This is a genomic window from Segatella copri (genome assembly GCF_026015625.1).
GTDB lineage: Bacteria > Bacteroidota > Bacteroidia > Bacteroidales > Bacteroidaceae > Prevotella > Prevotella copri_H.
The window spans coordinates 2160533-2179833 of record NZ_JAPDVG010000001.1 but is presented as its reverse complement, the minus strand read 5'-3'; the positions used below and the strand labels follow the sequence as shown (position 1 = coordinate 2179833).

The 19301-nt window shown below is 38.3% G+C and carries 15 protein-coding genes, 2 pseudogenes and 1 CRISPR repeat array; of the genes and pseudogenes, 16 read left to right on the top strand and 1 reads right to left on the bottom strand.

Annotated features, from left to right (window positions below; genetic code table 11):
* Position 1: 1 nt before the first annotated feature.
* The 16 genes and pseudogenes from ONT19_RS16330 (at position 2) to ONT19_RS09285 (ending at position 17595) form a co-directional block, all read left to right on the top strand.
* Positions 2 to 835, top strand: coding sequence for a CRISPR-associated endonuclease Cas3'' (locus ONT19_RS16330; protein WP_367400003.1), 834 nt, complete (start codon positions 2 to 4; stop codon positions 833 to 835).
* On the top strand, positions 820 to 2151 hold the full coding sequence (gene cas3, locus ONT19_RS16325) for a CRISPR-associated helicase Cas3' (RefSeq protein WP_367400002.1): 1332 nt from the start codon (positions 820 to 822) through the stop codon (positions 2149 to 2151). Before ONT19_RS16330 ends, cas3 begins: the two co-directional genes overlap by 16 nt.
* Positions 2152 to 2154: 3 nt before the next feature.
* The gene (locus tag ONT19_RS09350; protein ID WP_264952633.1) at positions 2155 to 3471 is read left to right on the top strand and encodes a hypothetical protein; all 1317 of its coding nucleotides are present in this window, start codon (positions 2155 to 2157) and stop codon (positions 3469 to 3471) included.
* 22 nt (positions 3472 to 3493) lie between these two features.
* A complete protein-coding gene (locus ONT19_RS09345) occupies positions 3494 to 4561 on the top strand; it encodes a CRISPR-associated protein Cas7 (RefSeq protein WP_264952634.1) in 1068 nt (355 codons plus the stop codon).
* Between the two features lie 54 nt (positions 4562 to 4615).
* Positions 4616 to 5134 carry a CRISPR-associated protein Cas4 gene (gene cas4 / locus ONT19_RS09340; protein ID WP_264952635.1) on the top strand — a complete coding sequence of 173 codons (519 nt, stop codon included), beginning with the start codon at positions 4616 to 4618 and terminating at the stop codon, positions 5132 to 5134.
* Positions 5131 to 6147 carry a type I-B CRISPR-associated endonuclease Cas1b gene (cas1b, locus tag ONT19_RS09335; protein WP_118066807.1) on the top strand — a complete coding sequence of 339 codons (1017 nt, stop codon included), beginning with the start codon at positions 5131 to 5133 and terminating at the stop codon, positions 6145 to 6147. The genes cas4 and cas1b overlap by 4 nt, the downstream gene beginning before the upstream one ends.
* Position 6148: 1 nt before the next feature.
* Positions 6149 to 6412, top strand: coding sequence for a CRISPR-associated endonuclease Cas2 (gene cas2, locus ONT19_RS09330; protein ID WP_118255157.1), 264 nt, complete (start codon positions 6149 to 6151; stop codon positions 6410 to 6412).
* 214 nt (positions 6413 to 6626) lie between these two features.
* Positions 6627 to 11795: direct repeats of the CRISPR family, unit length 30 nt; unit sequence GTTCTAATCGCACCTTTATGGAATTGAAAT.
* A gap of 96 nt (positions 11796 to 11891) precedes the next feature.
* On the top strand, positions 11892 to 12194 hold the full coding sequence (locus ONT19_RS16320; RefSeq protein WP_367400001.1) for a hypothetical protein: 303 nt from the start codon (positions 11892 to 11894) through the stop codon (positions 12192 to 12194).
* A 68-nt stretch (positions 12195 to 12262) separates the two neighbouring features.
* Positions 12263 to 12511 (top strand): DUF3791 domain-containing protein, encoded by a 249-nt coding sequence (locus ONT19_RS09320; protein WP_117663534.1) that lies wholly within the window; start codon positions 12263 to 12265, stop codon positions 12509 to 12511.
* Entirely contained in the window at positions 12511 to 12996 is a 486-nt protein-coding gene (locus tag ONT19_RS09315; protein ID WP_117693564.1) for a DUF3990 domain-containing protein, read from the top strand. Before ONT19_RS09320 ends, ONT19_RS09315 begins: the two co-directional genes overlap by 1 nt.
* Positions 12997 to 12998: 2 nt before the next feature.
* Positions 12999 to 13205: a DUF3791 domain-containing protein gene (locus ONT19_RS09310; RefSeq protein ID WP_006848384.1), complete on the top strand. Its 207-nt coding sequence runs from the start codon at positions 12999 to 13001 to the stop codon at positions 13203 to 13205.
* A gap of 565 nt (positions 13206 to 13770) precedes the next feature.
* Positions 13771 to 14928, top strand: a pseudogene (locus ONT19_RS09305) (PDDEXK nuclease domain-containing protein).
* Between the two features lie 19 nt (positions 14929 to 14947).
* Positions 14948 to 15106 (top strand): annotated as a pseudogene (locus tag ONT19_RS09300) (restriction endonuclease subunit S); the annotation flags it as partial.
* A gap of 152 nt (positions 15107 to 15258) precedes the next feature.
* On the top strand, positions 15259 to 15870 hold the full coding sequence (locus ONT19_RS09295; RefSeq protein WP_264952637.1) for an HAD family hydrolase: 612 nt from the start codon (positions 15259 to 15261) through the stop codon (positions 15868 to 15870).
* A 254-nt stretch (positions 15871 to 16124) separates the two neighbouring features.
* Positions 16125 to 17264 (top strand): DUF418 domain-containing protein, encoded by a 1140-nt coding sequence (locus tag ONT19_RS09290; protein ID WP_264952638.1) that lies wholly within the window; start codon positions 16125 to 16127, stop codon positions 17262 to 17264.
* A 100-nt stretch (positions 17265 to 17364) separates the two neighbouring features.
* Positions 17365 to 17595, top strand: coding sequence for an HAD-IA family hydrolase (locus tag ONT19_RS09285; protein ID WP_264952639.1), 231 nt, complete (start codon positions 17365 to 17367; stop codon positions 17593 to 17595).
* Positions 17596 to 18115: 520 nt separating this feature from the next.
* Here the strand turns inward: ONT19_RS09285 and ONT19_RS09280 are convergent.
* Positions 18116 to 19276: a dicarboxylate/amino acid:cation symporter gene (locus ONT19_RS09280; RefSeq protein ID WP_118080185.1), complete on the bottom strand. Its 1161-nt coding sequence runs from the start codon at positions 19274 to 19276 to the stop codon at positions 18116 to 18118.
* Positions 19277 to 19301: the final 25 nt, after the last annotated feature.

The following is a 19301-nucleotide window of genomic DNA, read 5'->3' as shown; positions in this document are numbered from 1 at the left end:
TATGAATATTCATCAAGAAATATTAGCTAAAAGCGAGCAGAATGGATATGTTTGTTTGTATCAGCATCTTAAGAATGTTGCTGATACCGCTCGTGTAATGGCTAAACATTTAGGATTTGATGAACAGATTGCGGTAGAAGGAGCTTTATTGCATGACATCGGAAAGGTAAGTCCAGTGTTCCAGCAATCGCTGATTTCCACAAACAAGAAGAAGCCTGGCTCTGTTTTTCGCCATGAAATAGCTTCCTTGTTCTTTCTGTCGTTGGTATGTCAGGAACATAGAGAGGCTGTGATAGATATGATTGTAGCTCATCATAAATCTATGTATAAAGATGTTCGGGATTTGGGCATTTTAGATTTAGATGATACATCAGATTGCTTCAAGGAACATTCAAAGTTATTCTCGGAATGGAGTCATATAGCCATTGATATTCTTGAAAGCCTTGGCTTGGAAACTCATGAGGTTTCTTTGGAAGAGGCAAAAGAAAATTACGAATATGTCATAGACTATTGTGATGGTAGAAAACAGGGATGTTCTGAATGGAGAGGGTTGTTGATGGCGGCAGATCACATGGCTTCTGCTATGGAGACTGCATTTGAAATGCCGCTTGATAAACTCTTCATCAAACCTGATCTGTCTTTTTACAATAGGCAAAGTGAACTCTATCCTTTATCATTGATTTCTTCGGATAGTAAGAAAATGCATACGTTGGTAACGGCTCCAACTGGAGCTGGAAAAACTGATTTTTTGTTGAGGCGTTGTCGTGGAAGAGTTTTCTATACACTGCCTTTTCAAGCATCAATTAATGCTATGTATATATGTATAATAGAATAAAGAATGATTTGAGTAATACTAATGCTCAAGTTCATCTTCTACATGCAGCCTCTAATCTGAAAGTGAAAGACGGTAAGATAGAAGAAAGTATCATGCAGCGTCATGTTGGTGCATCAGTGAAGGTCCTTACTCCACACCAGATGGCCTCTGTTGTTTTTGGTATCAAAGGATATGAGGCCATGGCTATGGATTTAAAAGGTTGTGATGTGATTCTCGATGAGATACACACCTATTCTGATGTTATGCAGTCTATAGTTCTACGCATTATAGAAATTCTTGTTGCACTGGAGTGTAGGGTACATGTTGGTACGGCAACAATGCCGACAGTATTGTATCAGAAGATACTTCAACTATTGGGTGGAGCTGATGCAGTTTATGAGGTAAAGTTGGATTCTCTGACGCTTCAATCATTTAACAGACATCAAATCTACAAGCTCGATGATAAAAAAGAATCTTATGATGTGATAGCCTCAGCAATCGAAAGCAATTCTAAAGTTCTCATAGTATGTAATCAAGTAAAAAGAGCACAGAAACTATATGAGTTTATTGAAAAATTATATCCGGATGTGAAGAAGATGCTTGTGCATAGCAGGTACAAACGAAGCGACAGGGCTAAATTGGAAACAAAGTTGCGTGAAGACTTCAATCAATTAGAAAACGTTCCATGCATTGTAGTTTCCACTCAAGTAGTAGAGGTCAGTCTTGATATCAGCTTTGATATAATGATTACTGAGTGTGCTCCAATTGATGCTCTTACACAGCGTTTTGGACGAATTAATCGCAAGCGTACAAGAGATACCATTGGACACTACAAGCCGATATATGTCATAGCACCATCTGAAGATGATAAAGAAGCTCTTCCTTATAGTCTGGATGTTCTGAAAGATACTTTCAGGGTCCTGCCAGACAGTGGTGACATCATGGAGGAATGTCATGTTCAGGAAATGATAGATAAGGTATATCCAAAGATTGACTTTCAGAATATAGACTTTACTGGTGTGGTGTTCTTGGAAGGAAAATGGGTGTTAAAGGCACTTTGTCATCATCCGAAATCAGCGCTACTGGAAACGCTTGACATCAATTCTGCTGTTTGTATTACAGAAGAAGATAAAGACAGATACTTATGTGCCAATGGATTGGAAAGAATTGAAATGGAAATACCTGTAAGCTATCATTCCATTGCACATAGAAATCTTGATCAGCTCAATAAGGGGTCGCATCCTTTTGTCATTCCGAACAAAGGATATGATGAAGAAAAGGGATTGTTACCCGATTTGTGTAAAATAGAATATTATCAATCGTTTGAAATACTATAAAATATGATAACATCAAATATTGGAAAGATATTCCTGGATGCTTACAATGAAAAATATGGCACCAGCTATGATGCCCGAACTTTCTTTTTGGAGCAGTTCTATCCCTTGTTTTTTGATCAAAACAAGTATATGATGACTGCTGGTAATTCGCCTTTGGAAAACCCAAAGTTAAGTTGGGATGATATGATAAAGGGGAAAAAGCCTTTTGAGACTCCTGAACAAAGAAAGAACCGCTTCGAAAAATTGATTAAGAAAATCGAAGAAAGTGAAGCTGATGCAAGCATTGCACGTGGTTATGCTTCATTAGATGTTACAGCTACAACATCTGGTCAAGTGACTGATTTGAAGTTACCAAACTCTCAGGAAGAAATCTATACATCGTGGATTGGAGATGCTCTTGGTATTGGAGTGCAGGGAGGCTTTTCGATTCTTTTTAGCAACAAAGAGATTTTACTTGATATTTTTGAAGGTTGGAAGCTCTATCGTACGAGTCTTAATGAGACAACCATGCTGAAAGGAAACCAGATTAATACTTGGAATGGTCAATGGCTGTCCCATTATTATGATCCAAGAGAATATGATGCAGATATGCCTTTGGCGGGATATAGTCCTTACAATACGAATAAGGATGGAATCATCAATATTGATACCCAAACATGGACAAAGATTCTCATTGGTATTTCTCAAAAATATAGAAATGCTCAAATTTTGGGCTACATCTATAGCATAGGACAGACAAATACTACCATTGGTTTTATACCATTTAATTTGAACCAAATACGCCGTCCAATTCATCTTTATGAAAAGATATTTGGGATGAGCAATGGTAGAAATGCAGAGTCTTTATGGGGAACTGCAATTGGATTTAAAACGGCTTGTACTTATGGGGCTATAGGTATTAAAGCTATGGAGCCTAAAGGGCTTAGAGATTATGTATGTTCAAAAGGAGATAAAGTGCCGAAACAGCCGAAAACTCCTAAAAATGAAGACGAACAAATTAATTTTAACGTATATAAAATTTGGATATTAGCTATGTTGAATAATGATGAATTATGGGAGAAATCCCAAGAGTTGGCTGAGTTGTTGAACGAAGCCTCTAGTGATAAAGATAAGTCTATCAGTACCAAACGTAATAATTTGGTTGAGACAATGCTCAATGCAACTAATAAGAAACAGTTCATAGCAGCTGCAGCAGAGGTTGTTTCATTCATTGGTAAGATAGATGAGTTTAAAGGAATCGTGAAGGAGATTCATGGTATGCCAACAGACAATGTACCATACTTCTTAACACTTTTGCGTTTCCAGTATAAGACATTATAATAACAATTAAAAATACAAGATTATGAAAGAGAATTCTTTTATTTATTTGCGAGGTCTCAAGCATGCTGCGTTCACAGTATTCTGTGTAGAGGATGGTCAGAAATCTTATTATGACCCACAGTTCAACGTAAGAGTTCCATTTGCTAGTGGTCAACAGGTTAAGCGTTCTATCCTGGAGCAACTTAACGATGTTTTAGGTGTTCAACCTTCTCCTACCGAGTTCTTTTTTGATGTAGATAAGAAAGGTGCACTTAAAGAAGGTGAGGTCCTTTCGTCTTGTGATCCACATTATGTTGACCAACTTTTAGGTGGTTGGATGAGAACTCCAAAGGGGGGAAAAGAGAAAGCTGTAAAGCGTAGAAGTCCATTTAGTATTTCTGCGATGACCCCTTTGCATCCACTTTTGGCTGCAGTTTCTAAGGAGAATATTTCATACGATCGTTCAGATAAGCCAAACGTGCATAAAGTTGTTGTGCGCGATGCAAACGGAAATCGTTTGACAGATGAACAGGTTAGTGACTTTTTAGAGGGTAACGATAGAAGTTTGTATCGCAAATGGATTCCAGACAATAGTCGTGCTACAGGTCTATTTGTATATGATGTAGCTATTGATTTACGACGTTTGTTCTGCGTTTCAACTAATCAGTTGGAACCAGAGATTACATCAGATATGGTAGATAAGTTGAAAGAAGATGGATGGAAGGTAATCACTACTTCTTTTGGTGAATGCTTGTTGATGCCGAAAGAGCAGCGTGAGCAGATTATTCCAGCTATAGCCGATGCTCTGATTGATTGGCATATTACATCCAATCAGGCAAGAACATTCAGTTTGATGGAGACTTTAGCCATTGCTATTAGTGATAATGCTAATACTTTAGCAGCAGCTATTCGTGCCAAGCTTGTTGAGGATGGAGAATCTAAACCAAAGGCAAAGCCTATCGTTGACGAAAATGCTGGTGCCAAGACATTTGTAACTCTTCCTTGTGCAAGTTATGTCGTGACAGAGACAGAAAGCGCAGATGCTTTGGCTAAGGCTAAGCAGGAGTTGGTTGATAGAATGATGGTGTTTGATTACGAGAATCAGATTTAGTGTAAATGATGAGGCTCCTGGTTTTTACCTGGAGCCTCCTGTTGGTTTTTCTCTATGGTCATAACAGGCACTCATTTCAACTATTACCAGCTTTGCCATCGCAAACTATGGCTGTTTGCCAATGGCATCAATATGGAACAAGAGTCAGACTTGGTCTATGAAGGAAAGATGGTGCATGAATCAAGTTATCCGCAACGTACATCAAAGTATGAGGAAGTGGAGATTGATGGTATCAAAGTGGATTACTATGATGCCAAGAACAAGGTCATCCATGAGATAAAGAAATCTAATAAGGTGGATAAAGCTCATGAATGGCAACTGAAATATTACATGTATGTTTTCGAGCAACATGGAATAGATGGCGTTAAGGGCATCTTGGAATATCCTCTTTTGAGAAAGACAAAAGAAGTAATCTTGACAGATGTTGATAGAAATGACATTCAGGTTATATCTAAAGACATCATTCAGATAATCTCTCAAGATGTTTGCCCGTCTAAAGTCAAGAAAGGCATCTGTAAGAATTGTAGTTATTTCGATTTTTGTTATATAAACGAATTGGAGGAAGAAAAATGAAAAGAAGTTTCTATCTGTTCAATCCCGGCATTATGGAACGCAAAGACAACACCTTGAAGTTTACGCCTGTGGTAGTGAACGAAGACAATACGGAGATTAAGCAGCAACCTCGATACATTCCTATTGAGGATGTTGCGGAACTGTATGCTTTTGGAAGTCTGCGGGCAAATAGTGCTTTGTTCAACTTTCTGGGGCAGAAAGGTATTCCTGTCCACTTCTTCGACTATTATGAGAACTATACCGGAAGCTTCATGCCAAGGGAAAGTCTTCTTTCTGGCAAGGCATTGTTGGCACAAACATCTGCGTACCAAAACAAGAAGAAAAGGGTAGAATTGGCGCGAAAATTCATTCAGGGAGCAGCTTGGAATATGGTTATGAACCTCAACTATTATAATCGTAGAGGAAAAGACCTGCAAGATATTATCGATACTATTAAAAGATTGAGTAATACTTTGCCAGATGCAAAGGCTGTAGATGAGATAATGGGAATTGAGGGAAATATCAGACAGGCATATTATGCTGCATTCGATATCATTATCGATGATTTCAACATGGGATCAAGAACCAAGCAACCGCCAGAGAATGAGGTGAATGCTCTCATATCTTTTGGCAACATGATGTGTTATACTGAAACTCTCCGAGCTATTCATCAAACTCAGTTGAATCCAACGATAAGCTTTCTGCATACTCCGGGAGAAAGGCGTTTTTCGTTATGTCTGGATATATCCGAGATTTTCAAACCTATTATCGTGGATAGAGTCATCTTCAAGGTACTCAATAAGCATGCTTTAAGTACCAGTCATTTTGATAAGAAACTCAACAAATGTCTTTTGAACGAAAAGGGAAAGAAGATTTTTGTAAAGGCTATGGAAGAGCGTTATGATGAGACTTTCCGTCATCGTTCTTTAGGACGTAATGTAAGCTATAAGCATCTTATAAAGTTGGAATGCTATAAGCTACTAAAAGATCTTTTAGGAATAGAAGAATATAAACCTTTTAAAATGTATTGGTGATATGTATGTGATTATAGTTTATGATGTTGGTGAGAAGCGAGTAGGCAAAATGTTGAAACTTTGCCGCCAATATTTGTGTTGGATTCAGAACTCAGTTTTGGAGGGAGAATTATCTGAAGCTAAACTTCGGGAATTGCAAATGAAGATGAAAGCTATCATTGATGAATCCGAGGATAGTGTCATTGTTTTCACCAATAAAATGGGGTATAATATGAACAAACAGATTCTTGGAAAAGAAAGAATGTCTACCGATAATTTCTTATAAAGAGTTGTCGATGTGGTTCTATTTTTCCGTTTCTAGGTTCGGAAAAACCTCCAAAAGTGTTCTTTGACTTATTGAAACCTCCATAAATAGGCTGGTTGTCGTAAGGCCGCAGAAAAAATATCTTTAGGCATCGACATTTTTTCTGAAGATTTTTTGTATCTTTGCACCCACAAACCTATTGATTCTTCGAGCATCTATGCCTAAGGATTAACGGGTTCTAATCGCACCTTTATGGAATTGAAATTCATGTTAGTAACTTTAATCTTTTGGAGGGCATAAGTTCTAATCGCACCTTTATGGAATTGAAATATTGGAGCCGTAATTTCTTCTTCTGACGAAAAGAAAGTTCTAATCGCACCTTTATGGAATTGAAATAAAGTAACGTTTAAAGTAATAAGAGATAGGATAGGAGGTTCTAATCGCACCTTTATGGAATTGAAATTGCTTATCGTAACGGACAGAAGAATGCTGTTACGTTCTAATCGCACCTTTATGGAATTGAAATAACAGATGAGAGCTGATGAGGAAAACAAGAAAATGTTCTAATCGCACCTTTATGGAATTGAAATTCCTGTAATTGATATAAATAAAAAGTAACATGAATAGTTCTAATCGCACCTTTATGGAATTGAAATATCCTAGCGATGGAAGTACTTACAAGAATGAAATCGTTCTAATCGCACCTTTATGGAATTGAAATAGAGCTTCGGTTGCGCAGTACAGACTGTTTACTGGTTCTAATCGCACCTTTATGGAATTGAAATTGTATATAGTCGAGAATTGTTGAAGAACCTACATGTTCTAATCGCACCTTTATGGAATTGAAATTTATCTGTGGTACCCTTCAGCGTAGCAGTAACAGGTTCTAATCGCACCTTTATGGAATTGAAATATTTTAACCTGGATGGTATCGGTACTGAAGTTAGTTCTAATCGCACCTTTATGGAATTGAAATCGAGATACCAGACTGCACCCACGAGATGAGGAACGTTCTAATCGCACCTTTATGGAATTGAAATGAGAGTAAAGAACGCGGACAAATAGATTTTTTTTAGTTCTAATCGCACCTTTATGGAATTGAAATTTGCATCGTAAACCTTTTCTGCTGTTGAAACATCCTGTTCTAATCGCACCTTTATGGAATTGAAATCCAATGAAGATACTAGTATCAGAATCATGCTTAGGTTCTAATCGCACCTTTATGGAATTGAAATGGGGAAGCACCTGACCAACGCCAAAACCGATTAAGTTCTAATCGCACCTTTATGGAATTGAAATAGCGGAATGAGTTTTTAATGATGGGTTGTCGTTTGTTCTAATCGCACCTTTATGGAATTGAAATTACTATAAATATAAACTATTATTAATTAAATCAACCTGTTCTAATCGCACCTTTATGGAATTGAAATTTTTAACAGCTAAATCAAATGTAGCATCTTTCAAGTTCTAATCGCACCTTTATGGAATTGAAATCGTAGTAAACCTAAGTCTTAGAGAACAGAGATATCGGTTCTAATCGCACCTTTATGGAATTGAAATACATATAATAGAGTTATTAATTAATCTTTTAAGCGTTCTAATCGCACCTTTATGGAATTGAAATGGGTTAAGTTCAAACACAGAACATGGAATCAATTCAGTTCTAATCGCACCTTTATGGAATTGAAATAACTTAACGAGCGAGACGGATTAAAAGAACTTTATGTTCTAATCGCACCTTTATGGAATTGAAATTTGGGATGCAGAAGAAAAAGCAGAAAGAAAATTTTTGTTCTAATCGCACCTTTATGGAATTGAAATTGCATAATAGCGGCTTGACCTTGAACGGTAGCAGGTTCTAATCGCACCTTTATGGAATTGAAATAGGCTCAAAAGGCTGCCATTTCTCATTTCTATAAGTTCTAATCGCACCTTTATGGAATTGAAATCAGGTAATGCAGTGCGTTTCTTCTTAATCTAAATTGGTTCTAATCGCACCTTTATGGAATTGAAATACAAGCGTAATGCCATGTCGACCCACAACAGGTACAGTTCTAATCGCACCTTTATGGAATTGAAATGGAGAAGAGAAGAATCGACGGGCAACATATACCAGTTCTAATCGCACCTTTATGGAATTGAAATATATCAGGTACCTGCTGAACACCACTAGTATCTGGTTCTAATCGCACCTTTATGGAATTGAAATAGAGAAGTTTGTGTTAAACTCGATTTGGCTGAATTAGTTCTAATCGCACCTTTATGGAATTGAAATAAATAAGCAGCTATCAATCCAAGAGCATACAACGGTTCTAATCGCACCTTTATGGAATTGAAATTTTTCTTAAACGACCTATATATTTTCTAATATCATGTTCTAATCGCACCTTTATGGAATTGAAATTTATAAACATTCAAAATAACACGTTCAGTAACACGTTCTAATCGCACCTTTATGGAATTGAAATTCGAGAGTAGAGAACGTCAAACTCTTTGTTGAGCGTTCTAATCGCACCTTTATGGAATTGAAATATGTCAATAAGACTAATGCAGAAGCAAAGAATGCTGAGTTCTAATCGCACCTTTATGGAATTGAAATATCTCCCTGGTAGCGTCAAAATCATCTAGCATATCAGTTCTAATCGCACCTTTATGGAATTGAAATTAATTTAATACTTTTAGTTATACATATAAGTTAATACAGTTCTAATCGCACCTTTATGGAATTGAAATCTAGAGTTAATTAAAAGATTATGTTGAACAATAAGTTCTAATCGCACCTTTATGGAATTGAAATGCTGCACGGAGAGCAGATTACTAAAGAGCGTGTGTTCTAATCGCACCTTTATGGAATTGAAATTCAGGAGCCAAGGAAAAGTAAATGTAACAAAAAAGAGTTCTAATCGCACCTTTATGGAATTGAAATCTCTCAACCAAGATTTACGACAAAACGCTAGAACTGTTCTAATCGCACCTTTATGGAATTGAAATTACCAACAGACAAATCAAAAATAGAATCTTGCAAGTTCTAATCGCACCTTTATGGAATTGAAATAACGAATCGAGGTAGAATTGTCGCTCAAAAGACGAGTTCTAATCGCACCTTTATGGAATTGAAATAGGAATGAACCAATCAAACCGAGAGCATAAATGAGCGTTCTAATCGCACCTTTATGGAATTGAAATTACATGAGGATTCCTTTGCTACACTTGTTTGTAAGTTCTAATCGCACCTTTATGGAATTGAAATAGCTTTATTATTAGTTCTTTAGCAACATTAATAAAGGTTCTAATCGCACCTTTATGGAATTGAAATGGCAAAAGTTGTAAATTCTGCCGTTGCTATGATGGTTCTAATCGCACCTTTATGGAATTGAAATCTAGATGATGAGTGCACCCACTGCCTGATAGTGTGTTCTAATCGCACCTTTATGGAATTGAAATGGAAGAAACCTTTGTTTACGAGATTAAGGAGTTTAGTTCTAATCGCACCTTTATGGAATTGAAATACTTAAAGATATTGATTATGATGAATTTCGGAAAGTTCTAATCGCACCTTTATGGAATTGAAATATAGGAGCAGCCTTAAGAGCATTAGACTGAGACCAAGTTCTAATCGCACCTTTATGGAATTGAAATTAGGTACACGAACAGCCGGAACGTTTGCATCATCAGTTCTAATCGCACCTTTATGGAATTGAAATGACTTATTCTCCTTATCATTTCTAACCTTAAAGTTAGTTCTAATCGCACCTTTATGGAATTGAAATCCTTCAGCCCGTACCTTCAGCAGCGAGGAAAACGCAGTTCTAATCGCACCTTTATGGAATTGAAATCGAAGAGGAAGACGGAGCCGCCGGTGATGGCAAGTTCGTTCTAATCGCACCTTTATGGAATTGAAATGGGCTTTTATTTGCTGCTTTTTGAGGTCCACTATCTGTTCTAATCGCACCTTTATGGAATTGAAATTTTATCGTGCTAATTGGTACGGAGGCGGTTTTGTCGTTCTAATTGTACCTTTATGGAATTGAAATAACTGATGGATATGCTGATGAAGCATGGTAATCGGGTTCTAATTGTACCTTTATGGAATTGAAATATAAGCAACCTTTGTGAATCCGTTGAGAAGTTCAAGTTCTAATTGTACCTTTATGGAATTGAAATGAAGATGATTGTTGCGAGTTGATTCGTAGCATCTGTTCTAATTGTACCTTTATGGAATTGAAATAACTGAGCGGTAGGCAAAACACCGTTAAAATAATCAGTTCTAATTGTACCTTTATGGAATTGAAATACAAGTAGTTGGTGCCAATGCAGTAAAAGCTGCTGTTCTAATTGTACCTTTATGGAATTGAAATAACTGGATAACCGCGAAGAGGCTACTGTGATTGAGTGTTCTAATTGTACCTTTATGGAATTGAAATGTATTCGACCGCATTTCGCTGCCTAAGAAAACGTGGGTTCTAATTGTACCTTTATGGAATTGAAATTGTGGTAGCTGTATTGCTTGCCAAAACCAAAAGCGGTTCTAATTGTACCTTTATGGAATTGAAATAGTATTAATAACGTTGTCCTCCGCAGCCGCAAAATGTTCTAATTGTACCTTTATGGAATTGAAATGTATCAAAAGAGTGAAACTCAGAATTGGAAGGAGAGTTCTAATTGTACCTTTATGGAATTGAAATTTATATTTGGGTTCACCATTCAATATGACTGCTCCGTTCTAATTGTACCTTTATGGAATTGAAATAATGATGATGTTATAAGAAACATACAATACGGAGTTCTAATTGTACCTTTATGGAATTGAAATGATGGTGGAGAACTTGGGTGTCCGAACAATCGAGATGTTCTAATTGTACCTTTATGGAATTGAAATTTATCATCCTTGATTTCTTTTGCCTCAAACTTGGAAGTTCTAATTGTACCTTTATGGAATTGAAATATGTAGGCTCTACACCTAGCATTATGACCTTTAAGTTCTAATTGTACCTTTATGGAATTGAAATATGATAAATTTGGCGAGTGTGGTAGCGACTTTTACAGTTCTAATTGTACCTTTATGGAATTGAAATTCAAGGAAGGCACAACCACTGTAGAGGAGACCTTCAGTTCTAATTGTACCTTTATGGAATTGAAATTTCTTATCAGAAGAGAAGGCTGAGAAAGACTGCAGTTCTAATTGTACCTTTATGGAATTGAAATGAAGGACATCAGAGCCACTATCGAAAGCCCTGACAGTTCTAATTGTACCTTTATGGAATTGAAATTTTCATCAGGAGTGAGGCTGAGGCCTTTGTATCTAAGTTCTAATTGTACCTTTATGGAATTGAAATTAGATGCCTGCAACTTCAATATCAAAGGATTCTGTATGGTTCTAATTGTACCTTTATGGAATTGAAATATAAGCGTTTCTTAGAGGAAGATTTAGCTATCAAAAGTCTGATGTAGATTCGTACAAGATTATAGTTGATTTAGCGAATGATTATCAATGAATTAGATGGTTGTTGCATTGTTTTTGATACTAAAAACAGAAACACAAAACTGGACACCCTACCATAGGGATGATCTAGGGCAATTCATCTTTAATGGTTCTGCAGTCCCTGCTGATACAAGTAAAAATCACCATTCAGGGACTGGTCGATTTGTATGGTTGACAATGAGGACAATGAGTCTTTCAGAATCTGGCGATTCTACCAAAGAAATCAGTCTTGAAGAATTGATAGAAAATTTCGTAGCTGATGATTTTTCTTCCATTATCAGCAGAGAAATTAGCAAAATCAGTCTATTTTTCTTTATTTAACTCCGAAATTGAGTGGAATATCAGAGAAAATCCATAAATTTGCATCCAAATACAATATTTTGTAAAGAATGGAAGATAGAGAACTATTACAGAAAAGTGCTCCAGAGTTCGAACGCCTCGCCTTTACGGTGTTGGCCATCGAGGCTTCAGCACAAAAAATGGGTATATCGCCGTCTGAAATGAGAAAGCGATTGGATAAGGTGGGGCTAATCAAAAGTCTCATTCAAGATTGCTATGACACTCTACATACCGAGAGCCGAGAAGCTGTGGCAAGTGATGTGGTCGAAGCTCTTAAAAATTGGGAAAGAAAAGAATAATGGAAAAGCAAATATTATATCATGGTTCAAATGTCATTGTTGAGCATCCTTTAGTAAGCATTGGAAGAAAGGACTTGGATTTCGGTCCAGGCTTCTATCTTACGCCTTTGTTTGAACAAGCTTCCAAATGGGCTGTCCGTATCAAGACCATCAGACGAGCCAAGCAAGCTATAGTGAACACCTATGAGTTCGCTATACCACAAGACTGCAAGGTAAAACGATTTGATGCTTACGATAAGGAATGGCTCGACTTCATTGTTGACAGCAGAAAAGGAAAGCAGCCTTGGAGTGGGTATGGCATCATTGAAGGGGGAGTGGCTGACGACCGTGTAATTGATGCGGTAGAAGCCTATATCAATGGCTATGCAGATGTTGAGCATACTCTTCGCCAGTTGGTTTATCACAAGCCCAACTATCAAATTTGCATTTTAAGCCAGGAGATAGTTGATAAGTATTTACAATTCAAATCATATGAAAGGATATAATTATGTTGGATTTCTTATTATGGAATAAAATCGCTCGTATCATAAAGCAACTAGCCGATACGTTACATATATCAACCGACAGAGCTTTACAGATATTCTATGACTCTGACGTTTGCCGTATGTTACATGACAAAGAACTTGGCTTGCATCTAATGAGTGATACATATATTGTAAATGACTTGATAGAAGAGCTAAGGAATAAGCAATAGCAAAACGATGGATAATTAGAGGAGGAAGATTATTTGTACTGTAGCACCTTGATTGTATGTTTAGTACGGTCAAGGTGCTATCTTTATGTAATAATGTGCAAATGTGTCTCCTTCCGCTATCGCATTCGACTCCTTCTGCTAATGCATTCGTCTCCTTCAGCTATCGCATTCGTCTCCTTCAGCCACTGCATTCGACTCCTTCAGCCACTGCATTCGACTCCTTCAGCTAATGTAGCCGTCTCATTCTGCCAACTCAGCCGTATGTGTTAACTCAATGAAGTAGATGAACTCGTGAAATGAAGTGGATGATTTCTGCACAGTTGGTTGTACGCCATAACGAATAGAAATGTTTCCTGTAATATTAATGAAGAAAATGCACTTTCCCTTTATCCCTTATACTTATTTTCATTCGGAAAAGACAAAAAAGTATAAATAGTGAATCATATAAATGGTCAAGTGAAATATTATCATTGTAGCTAAAATAATAGGAAACTATTGAGTAGAATAAATGAAATATATGATTTCATATGCAGCGCATACGAAATAGCATCAAGAAAAGATTAGTATGGTAAAATATAATGTTAGCATAACACAAGAGGCACAGTTTGCTGAAGTCATTGATATCATTCAGCAACATAAAAGTAATGCTTCACAAGTGGTAAACAATGAAATATTGCTTACCGCTTGGTATGTAGGCAAGTATGTTTCTGAAAAATAGAAAACAGAAGAATGGGGGAACAAAGTAGTTTCCCAACTGTCAGAATTCATTCGCTCAAACCACCCTGAAATCAAAGGCTTTAGCCGAAGTAGCATTTACAATATGGTAATGTTATACGATGAATATTCGTCGAAAAGCTTTAAAACTGCCGTAGAGAAATATTTAGGTTCTCAATTTGTGCAGCCACTGGCTGCACAAATTGGCGATAATGTATCGGAATCTTCCTATAAGATTATGAAACCAACAATGAACAAACAAATTGTCCAAATGCCATCTGGACAATTCCCAAATATTTTATTTCTGACCACATTATCAAATCATTATGACATATTGTGCAGATGTAAAAGTTTTGAGGAACGTCTCTTTTATATACTTTATGCACACAAAGAAAGATTAAGCCATAAAGAACTTCAAAGAGCTATTACAACGCAAACTTATGAAACTTTATTGAGTGACAAGAACAATATTTCAAAGGGACTTCTGGAAACTTATCCAAATTCGCCCATTATGTTCAAAGATACATATTTCGTTGATTTTCTCAATTTACCAAAGAAACATAGTGAAAAAAGACTGAAGAACGGTTTGTTAGAACACATGAAGCAATTCATTCTAGAATTAGGAAAAGACTTCATCTTTATGGACCAAGAGTACTGCTTAAATGTTGGCGCATCCACATTTAAGGCAGATTTGCTGTTTTTTCATCGCGGTCTCCAGGCACTTGTTGCGGTGGAATTGAAGAAAACCAAATTCCATCCTCGTGACTTGGGACAATTGGAGTTTTATTTGGAAGCTCTTGACCGTGATGTGAAACGTTCCAACGAGAACCCTTCTATTGGCATCATTTTATGTCCTGATGTGGACAAGGTTGTTGTTGAATATGCTATGAGTCGTAGTATGAGTCCGACAATGGTGGCGGAATATAAGCGTATCTTAATTCCACAGGAAAAAATGCAACAACAACTGAGAGAGTTCTGTGAGTTTTTCTTAAAAGAAGATAGATCTTAAAATTAATAACGAATTAATAATGGACACAAAAGCATTAAGACAAAAGATACTCGACCTTGCTATTCACGGCAAGCTCGTTCCACAAGATCCCAACGATGAGCCAGCATCGGTGCTGCTCGAACGTATCCGTGCTGAAAAGGAAAGACTCATTAAAGAGGGAAAAATTAAGACGGGAAAAGTATTTGCAGTCATATTCTTTTCTTTTACTAATAAATGTTATATTCCCACCATTCTTTTCCCTAATCATTTGTTCTCTCCCGAATTTACAGTACTTTTGCAGTAAGTATCTGATTAAAGATTAAAAGTGAAATTTAAAATAAGGTATAGATTATGCAATACAAGAATATCATATTTGATTTAGGTAATGTTCTGGTGAAACTCAATCCGGAAGGATGCATCGGGGCTTTCAAGGCGATAGGAATGGGGGAACTGGCTAATCCGAATCCTCAGAGTGAGGGGATGAAGCTGATGAGTAAACTGGGTGTTGGAATGATTACCACCGAAGCATTCTGTGATGCAGCCCGTAAGTTGACAGAAGCTGATGTGACGAATGAAGAAATCATCGATGCTGCCAACAAGATGCTGGTGGAGATTCCTGATGAGAAAAAGGAGCGACTCCTGCAGTTGAAGAAGGCTGGTTACCGCCTCTTCCTCTTGAGCAATACCATTGATATTCATTGGGATTATTGCGTGGAGCATCTCTTTCTTTATCAGAACCATGGGGTAGCGGATTATTTCGAGCACTGTTTCCTCTCTCAGCGAATGCATTTGGCAAAACCTGATGCCCGTATCTATGAAGAGGTAATCAGGCAGGCGAACATCAATCCCGATGATACTCTCTTCATCGATGATCTGAAGGAAAACTGCGAGGCTGCCGAGAAACTGGGCATCCATACCTTCCAGAACGTGAAGCTCGATGATTGGCTTTCACTTCGATTCTGACGGATATGTCAGAATCGAAGCTTTTATTCGTTAAATAATTTTGTGTTAATTTGCATTTTTTCTGATGAATAATCGCAATAACCCCACACTTTTTCTGACGAATATCTGTAGAAGTCCACACTTTTTCTAACGAATAATCAACAAATTCCCACACTTTTTCTGACGAATAACTAAGGAAAAGGCTGATTTATTCGCTTTTTCCAATAAAATGTTATACCTTTGCCAACTCATAATAACTAACATACAATATAAAAATGAATTTTTATAAGACATTAGGACTGAAAAACAGTCGTATTGACGTGGCTGATGCCTTGAGAGGATTGGCCGTAGCAGGTATTATTCTCTATCACTCTGTGGAGCATTTCAATATGTACGACGGAAGTATAGAGCATGCTTATACGCTGGGGTGTGATGATTGGATGGCAGATGTGCTGGCTTTGCTGCTGTCGGGAAAGATGTATGGCATCTTTGCCCTGCTCTTCGGATTGAGCTTCTTTATTATGAATGATAACCAGCAGCAGCGGGGAAATTGCTTTTCTGGAAGATTCGCCTGGCGAATGTTCCTCCTGGCAATGCTCGGTATCGTGAACACCGCCTTCTTCGATGGTGACATCCTTTTTTCCTATGCCATCTATGGTCTGGTTCTCATCCCATTGAGTTATCTTCCTACCAAATGGCTCTGGTGGGTGGTTGCCTTCCTCTTTATCCAACCGATAGAAATCTACTCCCTCATTACCGGATGGCAGGTAGATGCATCGTCGTTGGGAGAGGTGTATGGAAACATGTATCATGGTCATCAGCACGGCACCTTCCTGGAGAATGCCTACAGTAACCTGCGATACGGACAGGTGGCTACCTATTACTGGTGCCTGATGAAGGGAAGACATACGCAGACCATCTGCCTCTTCATACTCGGAATGCTGGTGGGCAGAAAGCGTTGGTTCTACAATGAGAACAACAACCTGGCTTTGTGGAAGAAGGTGCTGGCGGTTTCCATCCTGGTATTGATTGTGGGTGGCATCGCTGATGTGCGCCACATGGAAACATGGAACAATTGGCTTTATCCTATCTACAACTTCTTTATCCTCTCGTTTGTAGTATCAGGATTCGTTTTGTTGTGGTACGGAAAGGAATGGTTCAGAAAGGGATTGTCGTTCCTGCGCCAGTTTGGTAAGATGAGTCTGACCAACTATTTCCTCCAGTCTATCATCGGTTGCGGACTGTTTGCTTATTATGGCTTCAATCTCCAGACAAAGCTTGGCATCACCTACGCCTTTCTGGTAGGAATTGCAATGGTAGTGGTGCAATGTCTCTTCTCCAACCTCTGGCTCAAGTATCACTCCCATGGTCCTTTCGAGGGAATTTGGAAGAAGCTGACCTGGATTAAATTCTAAAACTTTAAGATTTTGAGATAAAAAAAAGGTGTGTCATAAATCCAGGATACACCTTTTTTTTATCTCTTATTGATCCTTTCTGAATATTTTATCCACGACAATGGCGATGGCGCCATTGCCGGTTCCATGTCACACTCCTTGCACTGGCGGGGAAGAGAACTGTGTTCCTGATGCCCACATCTATGAGGAGGTAATCAGGCAGGCGAACATCCATCCCGATGAAACCCTCTTCATCGATGATCTGAAGGAAAACTGTGAGGCTGCCAAGAAACTGGGCATCCATACCTTTCAGAACGTGAAGTTCGATGATTGGCTTTCACTTCGATTCTGACTTCTTATCATCTGACAGGAATCCCTATCTTGTTACACACATAATAAAGCGAGAAAAATGATATATATAAATTATTGCCACAAAAACAACATATCCGATAGCAAAATGTCATTTTCAAGGCTAAAAACAAGTGGTTGACCCATATCAAGAAAAACATATTGCAATGATATTTCTCGGCAAAAGATGCCGTTATTCGATAAAAAAGTGTTAACTTTGCACTCGTGTTTAAGGAATAACAAATAATAAATTTTAAAAAGGTTAATAATTATGATGACTATTTTTACAATGGCTTTCGCCGCAGTTATGTTTTCAGGTATGGTTCTTTGCATGGGCATGTTCTTGAAACACGTAGTAAACTCAATTCCAGAAATGACTAACATGAGCCATTCTGTTAGCTTGAGCAAGTAAGAATAGAACATACGATATACATAATATATATATGTGAATCACTTTAGAAATAGAGAGATTTATATAAAGATGAGGGTGCGTCATAAGTCTGTGACGCACCCTCTTTTATTTTTTATTTATCCTTTCTGAATATCTTATCCACGACTATAGCAATGGCGCCATCGCCGGTTACATTGCAGGCGGTACCGAAACTGTCCATCGCAATATAGAGGGCTATCATAAGTGCTTGCATATCAGCATTGAAACCTAAAACTGAGGCTAGCGGACCTAGCGCTGCCATGACGGCTCCTCCCGGAACTCCCGGAGCTGCTACCATGCAGATGGCGAGCACGAAGATGAAGTTGAGAAAGAGGGGGAGATTGCACGGCATACCATTGATGAGACAGATGGTGAGCGCACAACAGGTAATCTTCATCATTGATCCCGAGAGATGGATGGTGGCACAGAGCGGAATGGTGAATCCGGCAATGCCATCGGTGACGCCGTTTTTCAAGGTCTGCTTCAGAGTTACCGGAATGGTGGCTGCCGATGATGATGTGCCAAGTGCCGTGAAGTAGGCTGGCAACATGTTGAGCAACAGTTTAAAAGGATTCTTGTGGGACAAGCCGCCAGCCAACAGATATTCGTAAAGTAAGATGACGATATGAAGTACGAGAATCACGAGGATAATCTGTGCGAAGACCAGCAGAATGTGGTAGGCTTCGCCCGAGAAAGTCATGCCCAGGAAGATGCCGAAGATATAAAGGGGCAGTAGGGGAATGATGACTTTGGCGATGACACCTGATACGATTTCCTTGAATTCCTGAAAAACGTTCTGCATGGTGCGGCTGCCTTTGTGGGCAATGCCCAGTCCGGCAATGAACGAGAACACAAGTGCACTCATCACATCTACCATGGCAGGTATCTTGATTTCGAAGAAGGGTTTGAGTTCTTCTGCCTTATCTACTGCCACATGGGCAGAATTGGCTATCATGTGTGGAAAGAGTGCCGAACCTGTACCATAGGCAAGCAGACCCGCCAGGATGGTGTCGGCAAAGGCGATGCCCACGGTGGCAAGGAGGAGCTTTCCGGCACCATGACCGATGTCGGCAATGGCTGGTGTTACGAGACCGATGATGATGAGCGGTATCATAAAGCCCAGAAACTGGCTGAAGATGCCGTTGAAGGTGAGAAACGCTCTGACGGCCGCTTCATTGAAGAAATTGCCGAAGATTACACCCAACAGGATGGCAATGATGATTCTTGCCAAAAGTGGCATTTTGATTCTTTTCATATTCGTAAAATTGCTTTTTGCCTGC

What these genes read in the sequence shown, in the direction of transcription:
- ONT19_RS16330 (WP_367400003.1), top strand. Translation starts at nt 2, where the DNA reads ATGAATATTCATCAAGAAATATTAGCTAAAAGCGAGCAGAATGGATAT.
- cas3 (WP_367400002.1), top strand. Translation starts at nt 820, where the DNA reads ATGTATAATAGAATAAAGAATGATTTGAGTAATACTAATGCTCAAGTT.
- ONT19_RS09350 (WP_264952633.1), top strand. Translation starts at nt 2,155, where the DNA reads ATGATAACATCAAATATTGGAAAGATATTCCTGGATGCTTACAATGAA.
- ONT19_RS09345 (WP_264952634.1), top strand. Translation starts at nt 3,494, where the DNA reads ATGAAAGAGAATTCTTTTATTTATTTGCGAGGTCTCAAGCATGCTGCG.
- cas4 (WP_264952635.1), top strand. Translation starts at nt 4,616, where the DNA reads ATGGTCATAACAGGCACTCATTTCAACTATTACCAGCTTTGCCATCGC.
- cas1b (WP_118066807.1), top strand. Translation starts at nt 5,131, where the DNA reads ATGAAAAGAAGTTTCTATCTGTTCAATCCCGGCATTATGGAACGCAAA.
- cas2 (WP_118255157.1), top strand. Translation starts at nt 6,149, where the DNA reads ATGTATGTGATTATAGTTTATGATGTTGGTGAGAAGCGAGTAGGCAAA.
- ONT19_RS16320 (WP_367400001.1), top strand. Translation starts at nt 11,892, where the DNA reads ATGGTTGTTGCATTGTTTTTGATACTAAAAACAGAAACACAAAACTGG.
- ONT19_RS09320 (WP_117663534.1), top strand. Translation starts at nt 12,263, where the DNA reads ATGGAAGATAGAGAACTATTACAGAAAAGTGCTCCAGAGTTCGAACGC.
- ONT19_RS09315 (WP_117693564.1), top strand. Translation starts at nt 12,511, where the DNA reads ATGGAAAAGCAAATATTATATCATGGTTCAAATGTCATTGTTGAGCAT.
- ONT19_RS09310 (WP_006848384.1), top strand. Translation starts at nt 12,999, where the DNA reads ATGTTGGATTTCTTATTATGGAATAAAATCGCTCGTATCATAAAGCAA.
- ONT19_RS09295 (WP_264952637.1), top strand. Translation starts at nt 15,259, where the DNA reads ATGCAATACAAGAATATCATATTTGATTTAGGTAATGTTCTGGTGAAA.
- ONT19_RS09290 (WP_264952638.1), top strand. Translation starts at nt 16,125, where the DNA reads ATGAATTTTTATAAGACATTAGGACTGAAAAACAGTCGTATTGACGTG.
- ONT19_RS09285 (WP_264952639.1), top strand. Translation starts at nt 17,365, where the DNA reads ATGGCGATGGCGCCATTGCCGGTTCCATGTCACACTCCTTGCACTGGC.
- ONT19_RS09280 (WP_118080185.1), bottom strand. Translation starts at nt 19,276, where the DNA reads ATGAAAAGAATCAAAATGCCACTTTTGGCAAGAATCATCATTGCCATC.